At 44.4% G+C, this 25,521-nt stretch carries 20 protein-coding genes; 15 read left to right on the forward strand and 5 right to left on the reverse strand.

The window, feature by feature from the left end:
- Positions 1–102 precede the first annotated feature (102 nt).
- Together aroF and glnA are read left to right on the forward strand one after the other, a co-directional pair.
- Entirely contained in the window at positions 103–1,149 is a 1,047-nt protein-coding gene (gene aroF, locus MKY54_RS09010; RefSeq protein WP_076184677.1) for a 3-deoxy-7-phosphoheptulonate synthase, read from the forward strand.
- Positions 1,150–1,432: 283 nt separating this feature from the next.
- The gene (gene glnA / locus MKY54_RS09015) at positions 1,433–2,857 is read left to right on the forward strand and encodes a type I glutamate--ammonia ligase (protein ID WP_036684454.1); all 1,425 of its coding nucleotides are present in this window, start codon (positions 1,433–1,435) and stop codon (positions 2,855–2,857) included.
- 136 nt (positions 2,858–2,993) lie between these two features.
- Here glnA and MKY54_RS09020 read toward each other — a convergent pair whose 3' ends face one another.
- A complete protein-coding gene (locus tag MKY54_RS09020) occupies positions 2,994–4,028 on the reverse strand; it encodes a LacI family DNA-binding transcriptional regulator (protein ID WP_076101584.1) in 1,035 nt (344 codons plus the stop codon).
- A gap of 377 nt (positions 4,029–4,405) precedes the next feature.
- Between MKY54_RS09020 and MKY54_RS09025 the strand changes: the two genes are divergently transcribed.
- From MKY54_RS09025 to MKY54_RS09060, 8 genes are all read left to right on the forward strand, one after another.
- On the forward strand, positions 4,406–5,776 hold the full coding sequence (locus MKY54_RS09025) for an extracellular solute-binding protein (protein ID WP_076126433.1): 1,371 nt from the start codon (positions 4,406–4,408) through the stop codon (positions 5,774–5,776).
- Between the two features lie 127 nt (positions 5,777–5,903).
- The gene (locus MKY54_RS09030; RefSeq protein WP_076126435.1) at positions 5,904–6,797 is read left to right on the forward strand and encodes a sugar ABC transporter permease; all 894 of its coding nucleotides are present in this window, start codon (positions 5,904–5,906) and stop codon (positions 6,795–6,797) included.
- Positions 6,797–7,633, forward strand: coding sequence for a carbohydrate ABC transporter permease (locus tag MKY54_RS09035; protein ID WP_036684447.1), 837 nt, complete (start codon positions 6,797–6,799; stop codon positions 7,631–7,633). Before MKY54_RS09030 ends, MKY54_RS09035 begins: the two co-directional genes overlap by 1 nt.
- 29 nt (positions 7,634–7,662) lie before the next feature.
- Entirely contained in the window at positions 7,663–10,401 is a 2,739-nt protein-coding gene (locus tag MKY54_RS09040) for a cellobiose phosphorylase (RefSeq protein WP_339190250.1), read from the forward strand.
- Between the two features lie 111 nt (positions 10,402–10,512).
- Positions 10,513–11,400, forward strand: coding sequence for a hypothetical protein (locus tag MKY54_RS09045; protein WP_076305986.1), 888 nt, complete (start codon positions 10,513–10,515; stop codon positions 11,398–11,400).
- A gap of 106 nt (positions 11,401–11,506) precedes the next feature.
- Entirely contained in the window at positions 11,507–12,595 is a 1,089-nt protein-coding gene (gene serC / locus MKY54_RS09050) for a 3-phosphoserine/phosphohydroxythreonine transaminase (protein WP_036684441.1), read from the forward strand.
- A gap of 124 nt (positions 12,596–12,719) precedes the next feature.
- The gene (gene trmL / locus MKY54_RS09055; RefSeq protein WP_076218323.1) at positions 12,720–13,184 is read left to right on the forward strand and encodes a tRNA (uridine(34)/cytosine(34)/5-carboxymethylaminomethyluridine(34)-2'-O)-methyltransferase TrmL; all 465 of its coding nucleotides are present in this window, start codon (positions 12,720–12,722) and stop codon (positions 13,182–13,184) included.
- Positions 13,185–13,310: 126 nt separating this feature from the next.
- On the forward strand, positions 13,311–13,565 hold the full coding sequence (locus tag MKY54_RS09060; RefSeq protein WP_036684437.1) for an AbrB/MazE/SpoVT family DNA-binding domain-containing protein: 255 nt from the start codon (positions 13,311–13,313) through the stop codon (positions 13,563–13,565).
- Positions 13,566–13,912: 347 nt separating this feature from the next.
- On the opposite strand, the gene MKY54_RS09065 is transcribed toward MKY54_RS09060, so the two are convergent.
- Both MKY54_RS09065 and MKY54_RS09070 read right to left on the reverse strand, forming a co-directional pair.
- The gene (locus tag MKY54_RS09065; protein WP_339190253.1) at positions 13,913–14,977 is read right to left on the reverse strand and encodes a phosphodiester glycosidase family protein; all 1,065 of its coding nucleotides are present in this window, start codon (positions 14,975–14,977) and stop codon (positions 13,913–13,915) included.
- Entirely contained in the window at positions 14,974–15,381 is a 408-nt protein-coding gene (locus MKY54_RS09070) for a hypothetical protein (protein WP_036684435.1), read from the reverse strand. The genes MKY54_RS09065 and MKY54_RS09070 overlap by 4 nt, the downstream gene beginning before the upstream one ends.
- Positions 15,382–15,665: 284 nt before the next feature.
- On the opposite strand from MKY54_RS09070, the gene MKY54_RS09075 reads away from it, so the two are divergent.
- Together MKY54_RS09075 and MKY54_RS09080 are read left to right on the forward strand one after the other, a co-directional pair.
- On the forward strand, positions 15,666–16,322 hold the full coding sequence (locus MKY54_RS09075; RefSeq protein WP_036684433.1) for a response regulator transcription factor: 657 nt from the start codon (positions 15,666–15,668) through the stop codon (positions 16,320–16,322).
- A gap of 144 nt (positions 16,323–16,466) precedes the next feature.
- The gene (locus MKY54_RS09080; protein ID WP_036684431.1) at positions 16,467–17,684 is read left to right on the forward strand and encodes a PLP-dependent aminotransferase family protein; all 1,218 of its coding nucleotides are present in this window, start codon (positions 16,467–16,469) and stop codon (positions 17,682–17,684) included.
- A gap of 971 nt (positions 17,685–18,655) precedes the next feature.
- Here MKY54_RS09080 and MKY54_RS09085 read toward each other — a convergent pair.
- Positions 18,656–19,630 (reverse strand): DUF2161 family putative PD-(D/E)XK-type phosphodiesterase, encoded by a 975-nt coding sequence (locus MKY54_RS09085; RefSeq protein ID WP_339190254.1) that lies wholly within the window; start codon positions 19,628–19,630, stop codon positions 18,656–18,658.
- 194 nt (positions 19,631–19,824) lie between these two features.
- Here MKY54_RS09085 and MKY54_RS09090 point away from each other — a divergent pair, with 194 nt between their 5' ends.
- The 3 genes from MKY54_RS09090 to MKY54_RS09100 all read left to right on the forward strand — a co-directional run bounded on the left by MKY54_RS09090 (position 19,825) and on the right by MKY54_RS09100 (position 23,988).
- Positions 19,825–21,720 (forward strand): PrkA family serine protein kinase, encoded by a 1,896-nt coding sequence (locus MKY54_RS09090; protein ID WP_036684429.1) that lies wholly within the window; start codon positions 19,825–19,827, stop codon positions 21,718–21,720.
- Between the two features lie 554 nt (positions 21,721–22,274).
- Complete coding sequence (locus MKY54_RS09095) at positions 22,275–23,201, forward strand: AraC family transcriptional regulator (RefSeq protein WP_248547664.1); 927 nt, start codon at positions 22,275–22,277, stop codon at positions 23,199–23,201.
- Positions 23,202–23,547: 346 nt separating this feature from the next.
- On the forward strand, positions 23,548–23,988 hold the full coding sequence (locus tag MKY54_RS09100; RefSeq protein WP_339190256.1) for a GNAT family N-acetyltransferase: 441 nt from the start codon (positions 23,548–23,550) through the stop codon (positions 23,986–23,988).
- Positions 23,989–24,050: 62 nt separating this feature from the next.
- Here MKY54_RS09100 and MKY54_RS09105 read toward each other — a convergent pair whose 3' ends face one another.
- A complete protein-coding gene (locus tag MKY54_RS09105) occupies positions 24,051–25,442 on the reverse strand; it encodes a SpoVR family protein (protein ID WP_339190258.1) in 1,392 nt (463 codons plus the stop codon).
- Between the last annotated feature and the right edge of the window lie 79 nt (positions 25,443–25,521).

The following is a 25,521-nucleotide window of genomic DNA, read 5'->3' on the forward strand; positions in this document are numbered from 1 at the left end:
AGTGATTAAAAGCATAAAAGCTTAAAAGCGAACACGCGTCGTAGCGCGATAGTATTTAGCGGAATTATTATAAATTTTAAATGTAGAGAGGGAGTTATAAATATGATCGTCATTACATCAAATCAAACACCGGAAGAGCAGGTTAAAGATATAATTGCCGTAATCGAAAAAGAAGGCTTGCAGGTGCATCTCTCCAGAGGAGCAGATCACACGGTGATAGGTTTAGTGGGAGTCGTCACTCCTAAGCTCGCCGAGCATTTGCGGCAAATGAAGGGTGTAGAGAACGTCGTGAAGATCTCCAAATCCTACAAGCTGGCCAGCCGGGATTTCCATCCTGAGGATACGATTATTGATATCAAGGGTGTGAAGATTGGTGGAGAAAACCTGGTAATAATGGGCGGACCTTGCGCCGTTGAGTCTCCAGAGCAGATTGATGAGATCGCCCGGCTTGTTAAAGCGTCTGGTGCTCAGGTACTTCGTGGAGGCGCGTTTAAGCCCCGTACAGGACCATACAGCTTCCAAGGCGTAGGTGTGGAAGGTTTGACTATGATGGCTGAAGCAGGAAAGCGTCATGGGCTGTTGACCATTACAGAGGTTATGACACCAGAGTATGTTGATATCTGTGCGGAGCATGCGGATATTCTGCAGGTGGGTACACGGAATATGCAGAACTTTGATTTGCTGCGCAAGCTGGGGACCTGTGGCAGACCTGTTCTTCTAAAACGTGGCTTCAGTGCGACCTACGATGAATTGCTCAATGCAGCGGAGTACATTTTGGCAGGCGGTAATAAGGATGTGATGCTCTGTGAGCGCGGGATTCGCACATTTGAGACCTACACTCGTAATACGCTGGATCTATCGGCTATTCCTGTGCTACAAAGCTTAAGCCATCTTCCAGTAATCTCTGATCCAAGTCACGGAACCGGTCGTCGTGAGTTAGTTGAGCCTATGGCCAAAGCTTCTGTTGCTGCTGGCGCAAATGGTCTAATTATTGAAATGCACACAGATCCGGACAATTCCATGACAGGTGATGGTGTTCAATCGTTATTCCCTGATCAGTTTGATAACCTGCTAAAGGATCTGGAAAAGCTGGCTCCAATTGTTGGACGTAAGTTTTCAACTTCGCCAGAAACGGTTTCGGCCCTATAAAATTTAATCTAATAGCTTCCTCGGAAGCCCTCTTAACCCGCGACCTAGTGGGAAAAGAGGGTTTTTTTGGAGTTGGATAAAATAAATGTGACATGGAAATATGCGAAAATAACAGATTTCACGAAAGCGTTAGAATATCTTACATTGCTGAAAGAAATACCTGACATAAGCATTGACGATGTTAGGTATGAGATTTATAATTACGACAGCAAAAAAAATTAAAACAAGAACATTTGCATACTGTGAGCGGCCTAATGTTCGGAACTTGGGGGAGGAAAAATTCATGTCGGTTGAAAAAGTGTTGCAAACAATTAAAGAGAACAATATCGAGTGGGTAGATTTTCGATTCGTAGATTTAGGTGGTCGTGCCCACCACATCTCTCTGCCAGCTTCTGAAGTGGAAGATGAAACTTTTGTAAATGGGGTAGCATTCGACGGTTCTTCCATCAAAGGTTTCCGTGGTATTGAAGAATCAGACATGGTTATGATGCCTGATCCGAATAGTGTATTCATAGATCCGTTTACAGCTCATCCAACGCTGAACGTGATGTGCGACATTTTCACTCCTGATGGCGAACGTTATGAGCGCGATCCTCGCGGTATTGCTGTGAAAGCAGAAGAATTCCTGCAAAAAAGCGGAGTAGGTACATCTGCATTCTTCGCGCCGGAATCAGAATTCTTTATCTTTGACGATGTTCGTTACGAAAGTGGCATGAACAGATCCTCATTCTTCGTAGATTCTGAAGAAGCGGCTTGGAATACGGGTCGTAAAGAAGAGGGCGGCAACTTGGCATTTAAAGTTGGCGTTAAAGGTGGATATGTTCCTGTAGCACCAGTTGACTCCCAACAGGATATCCGCAGTGAAATGTGCCGTCTGCTCGCTGAAGTTGGACTACGCATTGAACGTCATCACCATGAAGTAGCCACTGCAGGTCAAGCGGAAATTAACTTCCGTTTTGATACCTTGAAGAAAACTGCTGATAATCTCATGACTTATAAATATATTGTACAAAACACTGCACGTCAGTATGGCAAGGTAGCAACCTTCATGCCAAAACCGCTGTTCGGTGATAACGGTAGCGGAATGCACGTGCATCAATCCATCTTTGACGGAGACACTCCTTTGTTCTACGAAAAAGGCGCTTATGCTAACCTGAGCGAAATGGCTCTTCATTATATCGGTGGTATTTTGTACCATGCACCAGCATTGATCGCTTTGACTAACCCAAGCACCAACTCCTTTAAACGTCTGGTTCCTGGCTACGAAGCACCGGTTAACTTGGTTTACTCCAAAGGAAATCGTTCTGCAGCAGTTCGTATCCCGGTAGCAGCTGTGACACCAAAAGGCTGTCGTATCGAATTCCGCACACCGGATTCCACAGCTAACCCTTACTTGGCATTCTCCGCAATGCTGATGGCAGGCCTGGACGGAATCAAGAACAAGATTAACCCGCAAGAACTGGGTTATGGTCCTCTGGATAAGAACATCTATGAATTGTCTGATGCAGATAAAGAAAAAATCCGCAGCGTTCCAGGCAGCCTGAGCGAAGCGCTTGATTCTTTGGAAGCTGATTACGAGTTCCTAACAGAAGGCGACGTATTTACTAAGGACTTCATCGATAACTATATTGCTCTGAAACGTTCTGAAGCACAAGAGGTTGCCATTCGTGTTCATCCACATGAATACGCCTTGTACTTCGATCTATAAGATTCCTGCTATTATAATCTTTATAATAAAAGAAGCTGTCTCAAAAGTAGTGAATTCTACTTGGGGCAGCTTCTTTTTTATGAATCAGGAAAAGTAATGGATTTTACTGTGCCCTATGACTATATGCTAAGAAAGACTACACTAGCCCCCGTTCAGGAGCGCCGCAGGACTCTCTAATGATAAGCTCTGGCTCCACGCTGAAAGAACTCGTGCCGGATTGGTTGTTTATTAGATCATATAGCATTAGCGCTGCTAGGCGGCCGATCTTATCTTTATTTTGGCGGATGGTAGTCAATAGGGGTGTTGTATAATTGCAGGCCTCGATATCATCACAGCCAATAATTGCGACAGTTTCAGGAACGGCGATAGAAGCCTCTTTAAGAGCACGCATCGCCCCTATAGCAAGCTGATCGGACGCCGCGAAGATCGCTCTAGGTAAATTTCCATTCTCAATCATTCTACGCATCGTCTCATACCCGCTGGCCTCAAAGAAGTTACTTCCGTTTAAGAACCAATTCTCGTTAATAGGCAGTCCTAAATCTTCAAGAGCTTTGCGATAACCACTTTCGCGCATATTGGAGATGTCTGAATCTGAGGAACTGCCGATGTAGCCAAGCTCTCGATAGCCCAGTAAGTAAAAGTGTTCCACCACTTTGGAGGACATTTTGAAATTATCCGACATGATAAAACCAGAGTTGTCACCGGTCAGCTTTAAATCTACGCCGATACACGGAATTGCACTGTTGTCTAATTCGCTGATGGAGGTTTCTAGCTCCTGTCCGGATAGAAGCACACACCCATCTACATTAAAATGCTGGCAACGGGCAAGATAATCGTTAGTATCGCCACTTTGGAATTTTTCATTGGAAAAAAAGATAAGGTCGTAACCTAGTAGTCCCATTTGTTTTTTGAATGAATTTAGCACCTCGATGAAAAAAGGGTGGGTAAAGTCGACATTCAGCATTCCGGCAAAAATCACTCCGATTAGATTGGATGATTTCGTAGCCAATGTTTTAGCTGAATTGGAGGGGGTATATCCAGTTTCTTTTATAATTTGTTGAACCCTTGTCTTGGTATCTTCCGAAATATCACTGTAGTTATTAATGATTTTGGATACTGTCGAAACAGAAACTCCAGCAATTTTCGCTATATCTTTGATGCTGTAGGCCAAATTAAGTCCCCCTTATAGTGAAAAATGTTCCGTAATATATGTTTAAAATCTACTCAAGGCTATTTTTTTATGACTTGAATTTATGATTTACGAAATAGTTTCGTTACTTATTTTATAGTTCAATAAGATTATAGTCAATGGAATGTTTACTCTTAAACTAGGATTATGCTTGGTTTTAAAGGTTTTTTTGAATATTCGGTTCAAAAAACGTTCAAAAACGAACAAAGAAAAAAGACTTTACAAAGACAAATAACGATGCAATAATAAAAACACCGAAACCGCTTTCTGTGATATCGTCCTTACTGTTTCGTGATTTTCAGAAATTAACATGTGGTTTCGTTAAAAGGGTCATAACAAATTATCTGGGGGGTAACAAAATGGTAAAGAAGCTTTCTGCGGTATTGTTGAGCTCAGCGCTAGTGCTCTCATTAGCAGCATGTGGAAACAGCAATAACAACGCGAATGGTGAGGCTACTCCGGGCAGCGGAACAAACAAGCCTGCATCTGGTGATAAGAAAGTGATTAAGATCTTACACTGGAAACAAGAGAATATTAACAAGGTCATTACAGAAATTAATAAAAAGTTTGAAGAAAAATATCCGGAATACAAAGTGGAGTACACAACCACGGGTCCGGATGATGAATTCAAACAAGCACAAAGAGCAAGAATTACAGCTGGTGACGTAGATGTTCTTGCCGATCTATCCGGTATGAGATTGTCCCCGAAAGATTGGACACCAGGTGCGAAAGTGCCAGACTGGCAACAATGGATTGATTCCGGACTGATTGCTGATCTGAGCAACGAAGCTTTCGTTAAAAACTACAATGCGAATGATATTGCTAAAGCCGGCACTTATAAAGATAAAGTGTATGCAATCCCAACCGGTAAAGTAGCAATGTCAGGATTCTTCTATAATAAAGAAATTTTTGAACAAAACGGCCTGACTGTACCTACAACTTGGACAGAGTTCATTAGTGTTCTAGATACATTGAAAGCTAAGAGTATTGTTCCAATCGTAGTGGCTGGTAAAGACGTATGGCCATTGAAACTGCCAGTGTTCGGTTTGCAAGCTAAGATTCTGGGTGGCGGCAACCAACAACAATGGATTGAGGGCGTTTGGAAGGGAACTTCGGCATTTAACGATGCTGAGGCTGTAGAAGTATTGGAGAAAATGAAGACGCTTCAAGATAACTACATCATCGACGGTTTCTTGGGTATCGACTATGCAACAGCACCTTCGTTTTTCGCAACAGGAAAAGCAGCTATGATTGCTGACGGAACTTGGGATGCTCCTACGATCGCGGCAGCAAATCCAGATGTGAAATTTGGTTACTTCCCAATCCCAGCTACAGAAGATGCTGCTAAGAATAATTCTCTTGTCGGTAAATACGATGTAACTTGGTATGCAGCAGAAAAAGGCCCGAACAAAGAAGGTGCTTTGAAATGGCTGGAATTCTTCTCTGAACCAGAAAACTACACAGAATATGTTAAAGCAGCAGGATTCTTGCCTACACAAGACAATATTGCCACTGAAAGTGATTTTATTGACAAAGAACTTGCTCCATACATGACTGGAGATTTCGAACTTGCTTATGAAATTATGATGATTAACCGTGACAACGTTGGTGAGCACATTGCAGCTGAAGGCGTTCACACTGAGTATTTGGCACCAGGCGGCGAGTTTAAAACCGCTAAAGAGCTTGCAGACGTACAACAAAAAGAATGGGAAGCAGCAGCACCTAAATAAGTAGCTATCCCAATAAATAAAAAAGAATCTACAACATACTGTACACCAAACATGTTTTACAGCTTCGGGGTCTGTTTTGTGCAGACCCCGATCATTTTATTGAATTAGGATTGGGTAGGTGAGAGAAATGTATCCGTTCGGGAAAGGTTTTAAACGATATATACCGCTTCTGCTGCTAATGATTCCATTATCATTGTATGTAATTTTCTATTTTGGCCCATCTATGATGACGGTCATCTATTCATTTACAGATATCACTAACGTTCCTGGAAGCAAGATGAGTTTCGTAGGCCTTGACAATTATTATGATGTATTTTACTCAGGAAATTCAGGCGAGCGTTGGGATTCCATTATACGTACTATTTATTTCATGGTCATTGTAACCATTGTACAGAACGGTGTCGGTCTGCTTATGGCCGTAGTTATCAATCAGAAGCTGAAAGGCGATTATTTCTATCGCGCGGTATTCTTTTTACCGGTTGTGCTTGGTGTGGCGGTAGTTGCACTGGTATGGGGCATGATGTTCGATCCGCTGAGTGGTCCGGTTAACCAACTGTATGATTCTTTGTTCGGTTATAAAGATATGTTCTTTGGAAGCTTCACTCATGCGTTCGGTTATATTATATTTACGCAAATTTGGATGTATATGGGATATTCGATGTTGATTTTCCTTGCGGGACTACAATCCGTACCGAAAGATTTGTATGAGGCTGGATATATAGACGGAACTACGAAGTGGCAATCTTTTAAAAATATCACATTCCCACTTATCGCTCCATCCTTTACGATTAACATTATTTTGTCTATTATCGGTGCGATGTCCACCTTTGATATTATTCTCGCAACTACGGACGGTCGCTTTAACACAAGAACGATGGCATATGACGTTTATAAAGAGACGTTCCGTGGTTCTCTACAGATGGGACTTCCTTCCGCGCTTTCCGTGGTTCAGTTCCTTATGATTCTGGTGTTTGTAGTATTTGCAGTGAAACAAATGCGTAAGAGAGAGGTGGAATATTAATGAAGGATTCCAAAACCGCCAAAACTCTCTCTTATATTCTGATTGCAGTGTTGCTTGTTTTGTATATCATGCCGTTGTTATTTGTAATCAATATTTCATTCAAGTCCTTTACAGAATATCTGTTAGATCCTATCGGTCTCGTAAAAAGTATTCAATGGGATAATTATAAAGAAGCTTGGCTACAGGGTAATTTCTCTAATTATTTCTTAAACAGTCTGCTGTATACAGCCGTAGCAACAGTGCTGACCCTAATTGTTTCGTTATTCGGGGCCTTCCCGGTGGCGAGAAATTATGTGAAGTGGAGCGGGTTTATTTATTTGTTCTTCTTGATGTCTCAGTTCCTGCCGAATCCAATGGTCGCACAGTTCAAGCTGATGCTTACCATGAAACAGGAGCTAGGATTTGTAGGTTATGACACGAAGCTGGGTTACATTCTCCTTAAAACAGGCGGAACGGGTATCGTGTTCATGATGTTTGTAGGTTACATCAAAGGAATTAGCCGGGAGATGGATGAAGCAGCAGGTATGGATGGCGCTGGATATATGCGTTATTTGTTCCAGATCATCATGCCACTTATGAAACCAGTAATTGCTACAGGTGTTATTCTAACAGCAATTAGTATCTGGAATGACTTCGTGGGGCCGGTCATGTATTTACCGAGTCCAGAAAACTATCCAATCACCTTCGGGCTTAAAGAATTCCGCGGTCAATACGGAAACAACTGGCCTATGTTGGCGTGCGGGATCATGATCGTATCTGCACCGCTTATCATCCTATACACCTTCATTCAAAAGTATATCGTTGACGGTGCATTGGCAGGTGCGGTTAAAGCTTAAGTAGTTGTGTAAATGAGAGGATGGAGAGAATGGATCGTAATAAAATTCATGGCTTCGAATTCACCGGAAATGATGGGGAATTCAGGCTTCAGCAACCGGATCGCAGCAGTTTTCTATATTTCCCTCTAGTGAATGAAGGGGGAATGATGTCGACAGTAACTCCAAAACTTCATGGTCAGGTTACCACAGGTCATAATTCATTTTTAACACCGCCATTATCTGTTGAAGATTTGCATAATTCGCGGGCTTCCCGCAACTTCTGGGTATACGTAGACGGCAAGGGAGCTTGGTCGGCAGTGGGGAACTCCGCTAAGCAAAATGCCGATTTTTATACATCGTCTACTGATGAAGCAGTACTAGAGGCTGGTTTCTTGTGGCAACGCGTAACGCGTTGTAACGCAGAGATGGGTGTTAAAGCAGAAATCACCAGCTTTGTGCCAAGTGGTAATGATAAAGTCGAATTAATGAAGGTTACGTTGACCAATACAGCAGCAGAGGCTATTACGCTGACACCGACAGCGGTAGTTCCGATTTACGCGCGTTCGGCGGATGATCTGCGCGATCATAGACATGTAACCTCTTTGCTTAACCGGATTTATACTTCACCCTATGGTGTTGAGGTTCAGCCTGCGCTCTCCTTTGATGAGCGGGGACACCGCATCAATCACACTTCTTATGGAGTATTTGGTGCAGAGGGTGACGGCAGTCAACCTGCGGGGTTCTTTCCGGTGCAGGAGGAGTTCATTGGAGAAGGTGGAAGCCTGGATTGGCCGGAAGCTGTTATCCTGAACAACACGCCGGAGATTGGCAAGGGCGGAGGCGTACAAAGAGAGGGATATGAGGCTATCGGGGGTCTTCGTTACGAGGCGCTTACTCTGTCTCCTGGTGACAGCCATTCTTATATAGTAGTTATGGCGATCCATAATGAGAGAATTGACGTGGATGCTTTGATGAACAAATATGGTACATCTGAAGCTTTTGATCATTTGCTTGAGGAGACTAAAGCCTTCTGGGCAGATAAAGTGAATATGGTAGAATTTCATACCGGTGATTCAGATGCTGACCAATGGATGAAATGGGTTACGATTCAACCCGTGCTGAGAAGACTTTATGGTAACTCCTTCTTGCCTTATCATGATTATGGAAGAGGCGGACGTGGCTGGCGGGATCTTTGGCAGGATTGTCTAGCACTCCTTATTATGGAACCGGCTGAAGTACGCAGCTTACTGCTGAACAACTACGCTGGGGTAAGAATAGATGGAAGTAATGCCACTATTATCGGTCAGCAGCCTGGTGAATTTATTGCCGACCGTAACAACATCCCGCGGGTGTGGATGGATCATGGAGCTTGGCCGTTCTTAACTACTATGTTATATCTGGATCAGAGTGGTGATCTTGATTTCTTATTGCAGGAACAGACGTATTTCCGCGATACCTTTATGAGTCGCTGTAAGGAACGTGATACTTCATGGGATACCTCGCTAGGAAGTGATCTCAGAACAACTTCTGGTGAGGTTTATAAAGGTACGATTCTGGAGCATATCCTGCTGCAAAATCTGGTTCCGTTCTTTAATGTTGGAGAGCACAATAATATCCTGCTGGAGGGCGCAGACTGGAATGATGGTCTTGATATGGGCGCAGACCGGGGTGAGAGTGTAGCTTTCACAGCATTCTACGCAAGTAACTTATTGGATATTTCTCGTGTGCTGCGTACGCTAAAGACTTCTAAAGGGCAAGAGACAGTTGAATTGGCAGAAGAAATGAAACTATTGCTAGATTCGCTTGGTGAGCAAGTGGATTATGAATCTGTATCAGGCAAGCATGAAAGACTTAATCAATATTATGCTGCCGCTCCGAACAAAGTTAGCGGTATTCGTGCAGCACTCGACATAGAGACAGTAGCGGACGATCTGGAACAAAAAGCAGAGTGGATCTTTAATCACTTGCGCCGCAATGAGTGGGTGGAAAGTGAACAAGGTGGAGGCTGGTTTAACGGTTATTATAATAATGATGGAGAACAAGTGGAAGGGGAATTCTCAGAAGGCGTTCGAATGACGCTTACAGGTCAAGTATTCCCGCTGATGGGTCATGCAGCTGCGCCAGAGCAAATTCCGCATATCATTGCCGCCGTGGATCGTAATCTACTGGATGACAAAATTGGGTACAGACTTAATTCCCGTTTCGGAGGCATCCAGCAGAATCTGGGTCGCGCCTTTGGCTTTGCCTTTGGACATAAAGAGAACGGTGCTATGTTCAGTCACATGACCATCATGTATGGCAATGCGTTGTATAAACGCGGATATGTGAAAGAAGGACATAAAGTATTAGAATCTCTGTATAGCTTAAGTACTGACTTTGCAAAAGCCCGCATATACCCAGGAATTCCTGAGTATATTAACGAGCAAGGCAGAGGGATGTATACGTATTTAACAGGATCAGCAAGCTGGCTGCTGTTAACTATGGTTACTGAAGTATTTGGTGTAAAAGGTAAGCTAGGCGATCTTTTGTTGGAACCGAAGCTTGTTAAAGAGCAGTTTGATTCTGAGGGAAAAGCCTCTATTAAGACAATCTTCGCGGATCGCGAGTTTGAAGTGGTCTATAAAGCCACAGGAAGCTTAAACTACGGGGAGTACCAAATACACGCTGTTACCCTGAATGGCAGCGAGGTGACGCTGCAGCGCGGCTCAGGAAGTGCGATTATTCCGCGTGAAGAGTTGCTCTCTCTGCAGACAGAGAAATGCCACTTGATTGAAGTGACATTGGCGTAGCTTTATACGATATTTTAAGACGTCTGCACCGTTATTCATAGCGGCTGCAGACGTTTTTTTCAATAATGAATATTTATTCATTGTAACAATGAACGAAAGGGCGCGTTAGGTATGGGTTACAGACTGTCAAATGGCATATTAACTGTCGATATCGCTGATATCGGAGAGTATAAGGGCACACGTTTTGACTGGACAGGATTTATTACACAGGTGACATTAGAAGAGGGGAAACATACGTTTTGTGTGCCGGAAAGCTTGAAGCCAGGCGAAGGAACTGGGGGCAAGGGGCTTTGTAATGAGTTTGGCATTTCCCGGGCAATTGGATATGATGAAGCACCAATCGGAGGCTGGTTTCCAAAAATCGGAGTCGGATTGTTACAAAAAGGAAATTCCCCATTATACAGTTTCAATGAGGAGTTCCCCTTAACCTCTTTTAGTAAGGATATCGAAGCAGGGAATGATGCGGTCACCTATACGATCCACCCGATGGAAAGCAACGGATATGCTGTGCAGCTAACCAAAACGATTTCTTTACAGGGGGATCAATTAATAATTGCATATGAACTGCATAACAAAGGGCAAAAGCCTTTCCATACGGAGGAATATATTCACAACTTCATCGGAATCGACGGGTTGAATATTGGGCAGGATTTCGAACTGCGTCTTCCGAGGGAACTCAAGGTAGTAGAACCAGAATCCTCCTATACGAAAGAATTGCTAGAGGTATCCGGGAATACCCTTACTTGGTCAAAGGAACCGGATAAACCCTTTTATTGCAAGTTGAGCGGTTGGGAAGGTCAGGAAAATGAGTTCACCTGGGAGTTGGTTCATAAGCCTAGTGGAGCAGGCGTGCGAGAGAGTGGGGACTTTCCAATAGAACGTATGGCCCTGTGGGGAGAAGGTCATGTAGTCTCTCCTGAAGTATTTGTGAACATTAGTCTTTTACCGCGTCAAAGCAAGAGCTGGCGCCGATCTTACCGGTTTTTCACTGCGGAATGAGTACCGTCTTAACCTTTTATGTGAATAATTATACTTGCTGGTGCGGGAGAATATTGCTATCATAACCATATCCATATTGATAGGAGAGAAAGGGTGGGGAGCAGTTTTGAATAAGAGAGCATACAATTTTAATGCCGGACCGGCAGCATTGCCGCTTACGGTACTGGAACGCGCACAAGCGGAGTTTGTTGATTTCCGGGAAAGTGGAATGTCTATCATGGAGATGTCGCACCGTGGTGCCATTTACGAATCCGTGCATAATGAAGCGCAGGAACGTCTGCTTTCGCTCCTCGGCAATCCGAAGGGCTATAAGGTATTGTTCGTACAAGGCGGAGCAAGCACACAGTTTGCAATGATCCCTATGAACTTGATTTCCGAAGGCCAAGTAGGTAGCTATGTAATGACAGGTAGCTGGGCAGATAAAGCTTATAAAGAAGCCAAATTGGTAGGAGGCGCTCATGTTGCTGCTTCTTCCGAAGATAAGAAATTCTTGGCTATACCTGAATTAAGTTCGATCAAAGCTGCGGAGAATGCTGCTTACCTTCATGTTACTTCCAACGAGACCATTGAAGGAACGCAATATGCAGAATTTCCGGATGCAGGCTCGATTCCGTTAATCGCGGATATGTCCAGTGATATACTTTGCCGTCCAATCGATGTGAACCAATTCGGAATGATCTATGCCGGAGCACAAAAGAACCTTGGACCTTCAGGCGTGACTGTAGTTATCGCGAAAGAAGAATTGCTTGCAGAATCACCTTCTAACATTCCTACTATCATGCGTTACAGCACTCATTATAAGAATAACTCTCTTTACAATACACCTCCATCTTTCTCTGTATATATGGTGAACGAAGTATTAAAATGGATTGAGGAGCAAGGCGGCTTAGCTGGCATCCATTCCAAGAACCTTGAAAAATCGGGTCTGTTATATGATCACATCGATGGAAGTGACGGTTTCTACCGTGGTGTTGCAGAACAAGGCAGCCGCTCTATTATGAACGTTACTTTCCGGATGCAATCAGAAGAACTCGAAAAGCAGTTTGTCAAAGCTGCTGAACTGGAAGGTTTTGTCGGCTTAAAGGGTCACCGCAGTGTTGGGGGCTTGCGTGCTTCCATCTACAATGCAGTTCCTTACGAAAGTGTAAAAGCACTATCCGATTTCATGAACCATTTCCGGCAAACTCAAGGTTAATGAATTCTATCTATAACCTTCCGCCTTCTTGGTGGAAGGTTTTCAGTTTGTTTGGAGAAGCTATGGTTAGGCACTAGAGTAAAACATCTGGCTATTAAGCCTTTAGAGAGGAAGGAACCATATAATGGCACTCCATATCGTATTAGTCGAGCCGGAAATTCCGGCCAATACTGGCAACATTGCGCGTACTTGCGCCGCTACCGGCACTCATCTTCACTTGGTTCGTCCACTCGGATTCCGTACAGACGATGCTACATTAAAAAGAGCAGGATTAGACTATTGGCATGCTGTTACTATTGAATATCACGACTCCTTTGCTGAGGTTTTGGAGAAATATAGCGAGGGGCGTTTCTTTTACGCAACGACGAAAGCAGAGAAAAGATACAGCGACTTTAAGTTCCAAGATGGCGATTTTTTTGTTTTTGGCAAGGAAACGAAGGGGCTTTCTGCAGAGATTCTAGAAGCAGGTAAAGAAACAAAAATGCGCATGCCAATGAGTGATGCTGTGAGATCTCTGAATTTATCCAATTCGGCAGCTATTATTGTGTACGAGGCGCTTCGACAATTGGATTTCCCTAATCTTATTTAAAAAAAGACAAATTTTTTATTTTTTTCAGCAGGATTCGACAATTAGGTAACGAAATATATTGAAAGAGCCGAAATAAGTAGTAGCTACTAAATAATTTTTCTTGAACAGGAGAGGTGTACGTTAGTTATGAAACCTGCTGGTGTAGTTCGCAAAGTGGATCAGTTGGGTAGAATTGTTCTGCCTAAGTCCCTGCGTAAAAGGTATCAGATGAATGAAGGCGACCCGGTTGAAATTTTGGTACAGGGTGACCATATCATCTTGGAGCGTTACCGTCCAAAATGTGTTTTCTGTGGATCGATGGATGGTGTAAGCGAATATAAAGATCGTTATATTTGTTCTGCATGCCTTTCGGAAATGACTCAATTGCCAAGACATGCCTAAGAAGTACATATTTTGAATTTTGACAGCCAAGAGCTTATAAAAAAACTGTCCTCTTCGTAGAACTCTTCTACTTGGGGGGCAGTTTTTTTATGTATACGAAAAATGCCCCCGCACCAAGTGGCTGCAGGGACATATCGGCTTTATAGGCCTTTTGTTTTGTCGTCGTTGTAAGATGAGGTAAGGATGCCGACCGTAAATAACACAAATACGAACATTACGATCCAAAAGGTTAATGAGAACGACATACTGGCACCTCCAATAGCGAATGTATTCGTTATCAAGATTATAACCTGCAATTTAATAAAAATAAACGCAAATGTGATATGTTACATAGACAATTTACTATATTATTTAAAAAACAGAAAATTCGTTGGCACAGCTCTTAGATTTCCATCGGATGGTTTATTGATAACTCTTCCGTTAAAGATCAATGAGGAAGAGCCACCACCATCTAAATTATAAGCATCTACGAGACCCATATTCGATAATTTGTTCTGAATCTCCTCCAGCTGTGCACCAGAGCTGCCATACTCATTATATCCATCCGCTACAAAAAGCAGGATCTGATCATCTTTATATTTGCCGATCACGGTACGTGGTGCCCGATTAGGGGATGTTTTCCACTTTTCGGGTATGGGTGTTTTGATGTTGTTTTTAAGGAGGACAGGCACAAAGGTGGCGCCGAATACCGGATCTAGCTGATCTAATTGTGCGCGACTGTAGAATTTCCCGCCGATTAATTGCCCGGATTTGTTCAGCCCAACAAAACTTAGGTCCTTGTACGTGGGCTCAAAACCGTATAAATACTTTCCATCCACTACAGTTGTGCTTAAGGGATAACGTTTTCCGGATTGATCTGCAAAGCCGCCCGCATTAATACCAGCAATGGCACCATTACGCTGTACGGCATGCATAGTAGTTTCCGCACCGGAGGCTGTCTCCGCCAAGCTCATCTTCATAGCGGTCGGGTCCTTCAATTTGATTTTCAACGCATAAGCTTTGTAGTTTCCTGGATTCAATCGATATAACTCAACTCTTATACGGTCGCTGGTAACGATCTCTGAAGGTATACCAAGCTTGGCTGAAATCCTGCGGTTATAGATCAGTTCAGGCCGGTTCGCCTGAGTCTTTGCTGTTTCGACCAGCTTATTCATCGTAGTGGTAGTCTCTTTATATAGCTTGGCACTAACGCTGACAGCATCAATGGTGTAAGCTGCGGAGGCCTCTGCCAGCGTCAGCTCTTTTTTTAAGGAAGCTGTTTCATTCACTGGTCCAGCGCTTGGTGTGAATTGTCCTACATCAAGATCTAGCTGTAGCGGTGGTCGATACCACGACATACATATAAACAAGCCTATGAACGGTGCAGTTAGAAGCATGAAGAAGCGGTTTACTCTTTTGACTGGCGTCATCATTTGATCAGATCCATTTCTTTCTTCAAAGCTTCTAACTGTTTGCTTACCTCACTCAATTGCGTATATAGCTTGTTGCTGTTATCTGTCTTGGCACTAGCATTATCTTTAGTGAAGGTTAATAGTTCGTTAAAGCTTTGCACTGTATTCTGCAATTCCTTCACTTCTTCAGAGAGAACGGCAATTTTTGCTTCATAGTCGGTCTTCAAAACGGTAAGCTGCTGCTGGCTCTGAGTACTAAGTTCGGTTAGCACCTGTTGCTTCAGATGGTTCGTGTAGCTGTATACAGCATATACGCCGAGTCCGATCATCATAATCCAGAACAGTAAAAACCATTTTACGGAAGGGCCGTTTCTCGCAGTAGTAGAGCGCGAGCGTACCGGGGACGTTTCCGCTAGCGGTTGCATTTTATCACCTCGGGTTGGTCTTTTTTTCAAGTCCCCATTCTATCAGACTTTGACAAGATTCGCAAAAATGTAAGAGAGTATGAAAACTAGAAAAAGTAATTGCATCCTATTAAACTACTGCGATACAATTTCTATAGATTGGAATTCTGATAGACGTACACAAGGTAACCAGCTAGAGATTATACAGACAAGTCATCATACAGCCTTGCTTGCGTTTTAACCGGAAACGCTGCGGCGCTTTCCTTTCTAGATGATTATATATAGAGCAGGGGGTCAGGGCATTAATGATGAAGGTTTGGCAGGTGGTCATTGTGGGGTGTCATCCTACAAGTATGCTGGGGACAAAATTGATTTTGGAAGAGGAAGAGGGGCTTAAGGTTCTGGGAATGTATTCCACTTGGGACGAAGGCGCTACCATCGTAAGGGAAAAAAATCCCGAGCTAGTGCTAGTAGATTATCATATGCCTGAGGGGAATATTGAGAGTGTGCTGTTAAATATGAAAAAAAGCTCACCAAACTCACATTTTGTCGTGATGACAGACGAAGACGGGCGAGAACTGCTTCAGCCCCTCGTAGAACTAGGAGCCAGCGGGATATTCTCGAAGGGAGCTTCTCCCCGTCAGCTTTTACAGCTGATCCTGGGTTTACGGGAGGGTTTTCTTTCAATGCCGTTGGAATGGATTGAAAAAGGAGCTTGGCCGATTTCGACATTTAAAGGATTAGATGATGTTCTGCAACTGACGGAGACAGAGATGTTTATCATGGAGCGAATCGTTCAAGGGATTACCTACGATAAAATTGCGCTTGAAATTGCGGTAAGCCGTCGGTCCATTGATAATTATTTGCGCAAAATCTATGTAAAGCTAGATGTTTCGACCCGGGCACAAGCGATTGAGAAATTCGCGCTCTTCTCAAGACAAAACAGGCAAATCTACGCCTAACCCACGCTTTACGACATAATGACGTATGGGGTGGAATATTCTTGGAGTAGAAGTAAGGATATCATGTTGAATGGGTAACCATCCCATCCTTGGATGAGGATGACGAAGCCGTTTCTACTTGGTAACAGGGAAGGGGGATTTCGCATGATTTACGAATTTTCTGCTCGCGCACACACATTGTTGTCGTCATCGCTTCTTAGTATCCGCACCCAAACACGGAGAAGCTCCATGATATCGCTAGCTGAAGAATTACCAGCGGAAGAACTATTCCCATTGTCACTGCTTGCTGAAGCAGCATCTACGGTGATTTCAGCAGATGCGGGAGCACTGCAATATGGTGATCCTGCAGGGTACGGACCGCTTCGGGAGTGGCTTGCAGGGGATTGGCTTAAAGAAAAAGGGGTAAATGTTGTTGAAGGTGGAGTTCTGCTAACAACGGGTAGCCAGCAAGCCATTGATTTGTTGTCGCGGGTGTATATTGATCCAGGAGATCGTGTATTAGTAGAAAATCCGACCTCTCCAGGATTTTTGCAGACTCTTCGGATGCAGGGGGCCGTTATTATTCCTGTACAGGGTGATTTGGACGGGCTTGATCCGGAGCATTTGCGGAGCCAGATCGAGCTGCATAAGCCGAAAATGCTGTTCGCAACCCCTAGCTTTACCAATCCAAGCGGCATTTTATGGAGTTTGGAGAGACGCCGCGCAGTATTGGATTTATGTATCGCATATAACATCTTGATTGTGGAAGATGATTCTTATGGGGATTTGCACTTCCAGAAGCAGGGTGAACACAAGGCTAAAAGATATCCGTCTTTGTATGCACTGGAAAATATCAGCGATGGCGGACACGTGCTTTATATCGGTTCGTTCAGCAAGACCGTTGCGCCCGCGCTGCGGACGGGCTGGGCGGCAGGCAGCCGAGTCTTGATCAGAATGATGTCTGCGGCTAAGCAGATGGCCGATTGGCAGTCGAGCGCATTAAATCAGCGGCTGCTGCATCATTTATTGGATGTGTCTGCGTTTGATCTGCGTGAGCATATCGCGCAGCTGAATCGAGAGTATAACACCCGTCTGAAGCTTATGGTGGAACTGCTCAAGCGGCCTGCTTGGAAGGGCAGCTCCTATGACCTTCCATCAGGAGGCATGTTCCTGTGGGTCGCACCACCAGAGGGAATGGATGTTATGGCGTTGCTCAAATGTGCGCTGGGTAAGGGAGTGGCTTTTTTGCCAGGTCCGTTATGTAGTGTAGATGGAGTCAGCAATCACCTTCGCCTTAACTTTAGCCATCCCGGGCGGGATGAGCTGCTGCTTGGCATGAATCTGATGAGCGAAGCGGTTAAGGAGTTCACAGCACGGAGTTAGGTAGTGGAATGAAAGTTGTGAATGAAATGATTGAAATGATGAAAACACAACACAAGACACTTTTAGAGCTAAAACAAGGACAGAATTACAAGTCGGGCAAGACGAAGTTCGTGATGTGAGATTAATTAGGGAAATCCTCCCTAAAACTGGTCGATTTGAACTCTAAAATGGACTGTTTAGGGAATTTCTCCCTAAAAAATCAAGGGATTCCCCGTTTTAGGGGTAAATCTGGCGAAAATCAGGGAGGAATTCCCTAAAATGCAGTTTTTAGCGTGTGAATCGAAGAATATTGGGGAGGATTTCCCTAATAACTGAGTGTGCCCTTTTCGGAATGGTGTTTTTAAAGTTTATTTTGCTTTGAATGATTCAGCAAGAGTAGCTTGTTAAAGCAAGAGTAGAGAAAATAGTAATTAGTAAATAGCGCTCGTGTTCGAAGATTGTAAATAAGTTAGTTAAGTACAGTCAAGTAGAGCTGGATGAGGTACGCATGAGACATGAACGTGGTAAGAGTGAGATATGAACGTGGTACGAAAGAGTTACTAATGTGATGAGAATGATTTACGAATGTGGGAAGAGCGAGTTAAACACGCGGTAAGAATGCAATTCGAATGTGGTATGTATGAGATACTCATGAGATATGAGTGAAATAAGACATGACACGTATGAGATACTAGTGTATTAAAAATGTAATCTAAATGTGATATGAGTGTAGTAAGAGCGTGGTACGCACCAGATAATAATATGTTAAGTGTAAGTTAAGAACATGGAATGCACAGAGATAGGATTTAAATAAGATAAGACATACGAAAAAGCATCCCGTAGTTGGGATGCTTTTTGGCGTTATTTACACATGTTATGTGTGCATCAGAATAATAAGTTTAAAGTCTGAGTAAATGATTAGAACCGAGCTAAAAGAATAAGACCCGACTAAAAAGAAATAGTCGATAGAAGTACTGTCCAGGCTAGGTTAGCTAATTAATGGGATGATTGCTGTTATTGGGTACGCCGCTTGTTATCGCGGCATATTCCACCAGCGCCGCATGACCGGCTGGGGTTAGGGTGTAACGCCCACGGCTTACCCGGTGAAACCAGCCGTAGTAGTTATTCTGAAGCATAGCGGCGGCGGTGGGTACGCCGCTACGCTTCCGCAGCTCGGCCGGAGTGATACCGGCCGAGCGGGGAGCGCTTCCTGCGGCCAATACGGCCGCTGGAAGCGTGCTTGAGGCAGCGCTAGGGGCACCGCTTCGCGTGCCTGCCGCCGCTGCCTCCCGTGCTGCCGCGTCCCCGGCAGCACGGCTCTCCGGCGCTGAGCTCAGCGCCGGAACCTGTTCAGCGGTGCCCGCCGCTGAACGTTTGGCTGCTGCAGGCGAAGCCTTCGCAGCTGCCTTCTCTGCAGCGGCGGCGGCGTCCGCCTCCGCTGCTTGCAGAGAAAGCGCGACACGCAGCGCTTTCTCGCGATAGGCTGTCACGAGCTTGACGCGCGTGCTGCCGCCGGTGTTGTAGTCTCCGCTGCGCTCGCGGAACTCATAGAGCAGGCGTTCGCGCCGCCGCTTATTGCTGCGCTGCGCAGGCGGCTTCTCGTCTGGCTCTACGAGCACCTCGACCAGCGGTGCTTTGGTCTTATAAAAGATAACAGTGATCAGCCCAAGACCGAGCCGGCGGCATAATCCGCTAAGCTCGCCCCAGCGCTGGTTCACCGCTCCTTTTTTATCACGGACACGTTCCACTGCGAGATAGACGGTGGGACTGAGCTTCAACCGTTCTACCCCTTGCAGCAGTAAGGCGAGATTGAATGATTTTTTCATCTCCACGATCAGAGGCTGTTCAACGTCCTCCCGAATCCCCACCAAATCGCAGGTCCGAACCTCACCTTTGATGCTGTAACCCTGCTTTTCAAAAAAAATCTTCAAAGGAGCATATAGCTCCGTTTCATGTCGTACCGCCATCTTGTCACTCCCGTAGGCCTTTATTTTCGGGTTTCCCAATAAGGTTTTACAGCCATTTTCTGATTCTCTATTATAGCACAGTAAAAAAGAGGTCAACTATTCCGCGCTTGCCGCATAGGTATGTAATACACTTTTTAACGCTATAGGAGAGCAAGTAGAAGAGCAAGTAGGAGCGCAAGAGGAGGCAGCGAGCAATGGACATTTTTGAGCGTATAGCTTCGTATCGGGCTGAGAACGACCGGTTGGCGTGGAGCGGCACCTTCAAGCAGTATATAGAACTGTTGAGAAAAGACCCCTCTCCCGCAAAAACCGCTCACTCCCGCGTTTATGACATGATTAAGTCGCACGGCGTAGAGGACATAAACGGACGCAAACGGTATAAGTTTTTTGAACAGGAGATTTTTGGACTTGATCGTGCAGTCGAAAAGTTGGTCGAGGAATATTTTCACTCTGCAGCACGTCGGCTTGATGTTCGCAAACGGATTTTGTTATTGATGGGACCTGTCAGTGGGGGGAAATCGACCCTGGTCACGCTGCTTAAACGTGGTTTGGAACAGTACTCGCGGACAGATGCGGGTGCGGTATACGCAATAGAAGGCTGCCCGATGCATGAGGACCCGCTGCATTTGATCCCGCTGGAGCTCCGTCCGGAGATTGAGAAGGAACTTGGTGTACGTATTGAGGGCAACTTGTGCCCATCCTGCCAGATGCGTCTAAGAAATGATTATGCTGGTGACATTGAGCAGGTTAAGGTGACGCGTGTTATTCTGTCAGAAGAAGAGCGGGTAGGGATTGGTACTTTTAGTCCCTCTGATCCGAAGTCTCAGGATATCGCCGATTTGACAGGAAGTATTGATTTTTCGACCATTACTGAATTTGGTTCGGAATCTGATCCGCGTGCCTACCGTTTTGATGGGGAGTTGAACAAAGCTAACCGTGGGCTGATGGAATTTCAGGAAATGCTCAAATGCGACGAAAAGTTTTTATGGAACCTGCTGTCACTGACGCAAGAAGGCAATTTCAAGGCTGGCCGCTTCGCGTTGATAAGTGCGGACGAAATGATAATTGCTCATACAAATGAAACCGAGTATAAGTCGTTTATTTCTAATAAAAAGAATGAAGCGCTCCAATCCCGTATGATTGTTATGCCTGTTCCGTATAACCTCAGAGTTTCGGAAGAGGAAAAAATCTACGCGAAGCTGATCGCCCAGAGTGATATGAGTCATGTGCATATTGCACCACATGCGCTGCGTGCCGCCGCTATTTTTTCTATCCTAACCCGTCTTAAAGAAAGCAAAAAACAAGGTATGGATCTGATCAAAAAGCTGCGGATGTACGATGGCGAAGAGGTCGAAGGCTATAAAGAGGCCGATCTTAAAGAGATGCAAACGGAGTATTTAGATGAGGGCATGTCCGGAATTGATCCGCGTTATGTTATCAACCGCATTTCCAGCGCTCTGATCAAAGGAGATCTGCAGTGCATGAACGCACTGGATGTCCTGCGGGCGATAAAGGATGGCCTGGATCAGCATCCGTCGATTACAAAAGAGGAGCGGGAGCGTTATCTGAACTTCATCTCCATTGCCCGCAAGGAATATGATATTTTAGCGAAAAGTGAAGTACAAAAGGCATTTGTCTACTCCTTTGAGGAATCTGCGAAGACACTTTTCGAGAATTATCTAGATAATATCGAAGCTTTCTGCAACTGGTCGAAAATTCGTGATCCGCTGACGGATGAGGAAATGGAGCCGGATGAACGGTTAATGCGTTCGATTGAAGAGCAAATTGGAATCTCTGAGAATGCAAAAAAAGCGTTCCGTGAAGAGATCCTGATCCGGATTTCTGCGTATTCACGCAAAGGGAAGAAATTCGAGTACAACAACCACGACCGCCTGCGGGAAGCGATTGAGAAAAAGCTGTTCACAGATCTCAAAGATATTGTCAAAATCACCACCTCGTCCAAAACACCTGATGAAAGTCAGCTCAAACGAATTAACGAGGTATGCGCCAGACTTATTGATGGACATCACTACTGCCCAATTTGCGCCAACGAGCTGCTGAAATACGTGGGAAGTCTGCTTAACCGTTAAAAAAGAGTTCATTTATGCGGGGTGTTCCAAAAGCCATGAAAATGGCTGTGGAGCACTCTTTTTTTGCCCTCCCATGTTGTATTTTCTTCCTTTTACCCTCCTAATGTTAATCTAAACGCCGCAACCCGTCTGACTAATTTGGCTGTTGTGCGTAAGAAGTTGCTAAAGGACACAGGTGACCCTAAACGTAGATTTTGAGCATATTTCGCAGGCTATCGGACCCCATGGTCGCTATTAGCAGGAAAAACCCTAAATATGAGCCGTTTTTGACTAATAGCTGCACTGGAGTCCGAAACTCCGCTCAAAAGGCGATGTTTTTGCAATTAACGTCATCTGGGTCCTTTAGTCAGTCGTTGGGAGCAACAGAACTGAAGAGTAAGTAGTTACGTGGATCCAGCGTTGTCTACTTCGAGGCATACCCAAAATGATGGTGACTAAGAATACGCAGAGTTGTGATCCTTTTGTAAATGGAGGATCACTGCTCTGTTTTTCTATACAGGCAATAATGCAGCTCAGCAAAACAGGAACAGTCCATTTCCAGCGCAGTTGATATAATGAAATCACCGTACGGGGAAAGGCTGGTGCTGCACTTGAATTACAGTAAAGATATAGAAAAATGTGTTGAATATATAGAAGCTCATATTAAAGAAAATATAACGGTTGAAGAAATAGCGACGGAGGTCGGATATTCGGTGTATCATTTTTGCCGAGTGTTTAGCTTGTGCAAAGAAATGTCTGTGATGGAGTATGTGCGGAGCCGAAAATTATCCTTAGCCTCAATTGAATTATTTGCTGGAAAAAAGATCATTGATATTGCGCTGGACTATGGTTTTGAAACACAAAGTGGCTTTACTAAAGCTTTTCGCAAAACCTTTGGTTATAGTCCGACACAATATGCGGCACGGATGGATGGGTTTAGTAAAGGAAATTCAATATTTGATATCGGAGGTTATATTATGAATCCTGTTTTTGTTCGTAAGCCTGCTTTTAAGGTGGCTGGTTATGGTATCCAAACTAATGTTGCGGGTAGTATGTACACTAAGGATATTGCTTCTTTTTGGAGCCATTATGAGGGTGAAAACCTGGAGTCCAAAATGTATAAAATACTAAACCCGCCTAAACACGGAGAAGTTGGTTTATGTATTCCGTCTTCAGATAATGGCAATGCCACCTATCTTTTGGGTGTTATTGTTGAGGACTACTCCAAGGTGGAAGCTGATATGTTGACGATGGATGTGCCAGAAGCCGAATATGCCGTGTTTACAACACCTCCAGTGGATACTTCAACGGATACAGAGCAAATAGAGTTTGCCCAAGTCATAAAAAGCAGCTGGAAGTACATCTTCGAAGAATGGTTTAAGGACAGTGGTTACGTTTATGACGAGACTAAGCTGGATTTTGAGTTTTACGATGAACGCTGCCATTCGCGGCCAGATACAGTGATGGAGATTTACGTTCCTGTGAAAAAGTTGACTGAATAGTCGATAAGGGCAAAGACCGCGCGGTGATAATTGTAATTTCAGAAATGTTTGGACTTTAGGTCGCTGACAAAGGCGAACGCTACGCGCCTACATTTTCAAACTTCCTTACGTTACGTTCACCTGAGCATTTGCCATGTGCAGTTATTAAGTTGATATGAGGGTGTCGATGGAGGTCCGCAGCGTGTTACCGCTGTGGGTCTTCTTTTTTAGGAACTCCCAAATGGAAACCAATGATACTTTTGGGGTGTTTTTTTATCTAATCAGTTTATGTTTGACGAGTATGTTCTTCCGTAGTGTAATAGAGTCAATTAGAAAGGTAATTTGAAAATAACGGGGAGTGGGGCAGATGATTAGAGAAGCGAGAGCTGATGACTGGAAAGACATAGCGGAATTATTAGAACAGTTGGGATATCCGGATACAGAAGTGTTCATGCAAGAAAAAATAGAAAAGCTAATCCTACATCCGGACGAGGAATTATTGGTTTTTGAGGAAGATGATCAAGTGGTAGCTTGTATTTCCATGCATTACATATCCCAATTAGGTCTGGTAGGAGATACTGCAATTATAAGTTATCTTGTGGTGAGTAATTCCATTAGGAGCAAAGGAATTGGACGAAAGCTTGAGGAGTATTGCGCTGATTTAGCTAGAAAAAGAAACTGTGATAAAATTCAGGTTCATTGTCATTCCAGAAGAACTGATGCGCATAGATTTTATGCTCGACAAGGATTTGTTGAGGCTCCAAAATATTTCTCGAAGTCGTTAAAAGAATCTGAATCCTCATTTTAGTCATAGCAAAAAGCGGCAGACCAGGGTGTTAATACCCGTTTAGGTCTGCCGCTTTTTTTAGTTTAAATAAACTTCCGCTGCACCTTTTTGCCATCGTATGAAAAACGCGCCTTTTTGTCTTCCACAACCGTCTGTAGATGAACCGTCCGCCCCCATAAAGAGTAGATGTGAGGGAGTGTGCGCTCCAGATACTTCAGATCCAGCTCGATGCTTTCATAGCGATGAGTTATAAATAATTCACCATTCTTCTCGAAGTCTGCGTCCTCAATGACCAAGTAAGGAGACCCGCCATTGACCCGGGCGAGCACCAGTTGATCTCGTACATTTTCCCATGCTTTATCGGTGATTTTCCATTCGGGGCCTTTTTTCTCAAAAACATAAAGATCGAGGTCGTTCACCAATTCCTTCGACAGATAGCTGCGGATAAAGGAGGTATCGGATTCCAACTCACGTACTTCAAAGATTTTCTCACGGTCCCAGCGGCGTTCGATGTCTTCAAAGATTTTCAGCCCCAGATAGTAAGGATTCAGGCTTTGCCGTGAGGGCTGCACGACGGATGAATTCAATTTTGCGTATTCCACAGTTTCCTCTTCGGTCAGATCTAGTTCGCGAACGATGCGCTGATGCCAGTAGGAAGCCCAGCCTTCGTTCATGATTTTTGTCTCCATCTGTGGCCAGAAGTAGAGCATTTCGTCATGGAGCATCGTCATAATGTCACGCTGCCAATCCTCCAAAACAGTGGAATATTGCTGGATAAACCAGACCATATCTTTTTCTGGCTCCGGGGGGAAAGCACGGTTTCCAGAGGGTGCATCCTGTGGCCCGGTATTGCTTTTATCTAAATTCCATAATTCGTCATAAGGATTGGATGATTTCGAGCCGCCTGGAGGGGCGTCTTTGAGCTCCTTCATCTTAGCTTCCAGTAGGTGAGTTTTGCCCAGCTTGCGTGGCTGGATCAGACTGGGGTCTATATGCTCCTGGATAGCCAGCACTGAATCGATGAAGCTCTCCACAGCATCAGTTCCGTAAGTTACAGAATAACCGGCAATCCGATCTGCTGTAGCTGACATGCTCTCGACCATATCTCGGTTGGACATGGAGAAACGCATATTATTTTTGAAAAAATCACAGTGCGCTAGCACATGGGCAACGATCAGCTTATTCTGAATCAGTGAATTTCCATCCAGCAGGAAGGCATAACAAGGGTTGGAGTTAATAACGAGCTCGTATATTTTGCTCAGTCCGAAATCGTATTGGGATTTCATTTTATGAAAGGTTTTTCCAAAACTCCAGTGTCCAAATCGTGTAGGCATTCCATAAGCGCCGAATGTATAAATAATATCTGCGGGGCAAATTTCATAACGCATGGGATAAAAATCTAAACCGAAGCCAGTGGCTATTTCCGTAATCTCGGCAATGGCCCGCTCTAGCGCATTAATTTCTTCGCTTGGCATGAATCTTTCTCTCCCTCCAGCTTGGGCTTATGCTGCAACCTATTCTGACAAGGCTGCAAAGGTTCCGCGACAACGTCCG

Origin of the sequence: Paenibacillus sp. FSL P2-0121 (assembly GCF_037975345.1) — a bacterium.
Taxonomy (GTDB): domain Bacteria; phylum Bacillota; class Bacilli; order Paenibacillales; family Paenibacillaceae; genus Paenibacillus_AQ; species Paenibacillus_AQ odorifer.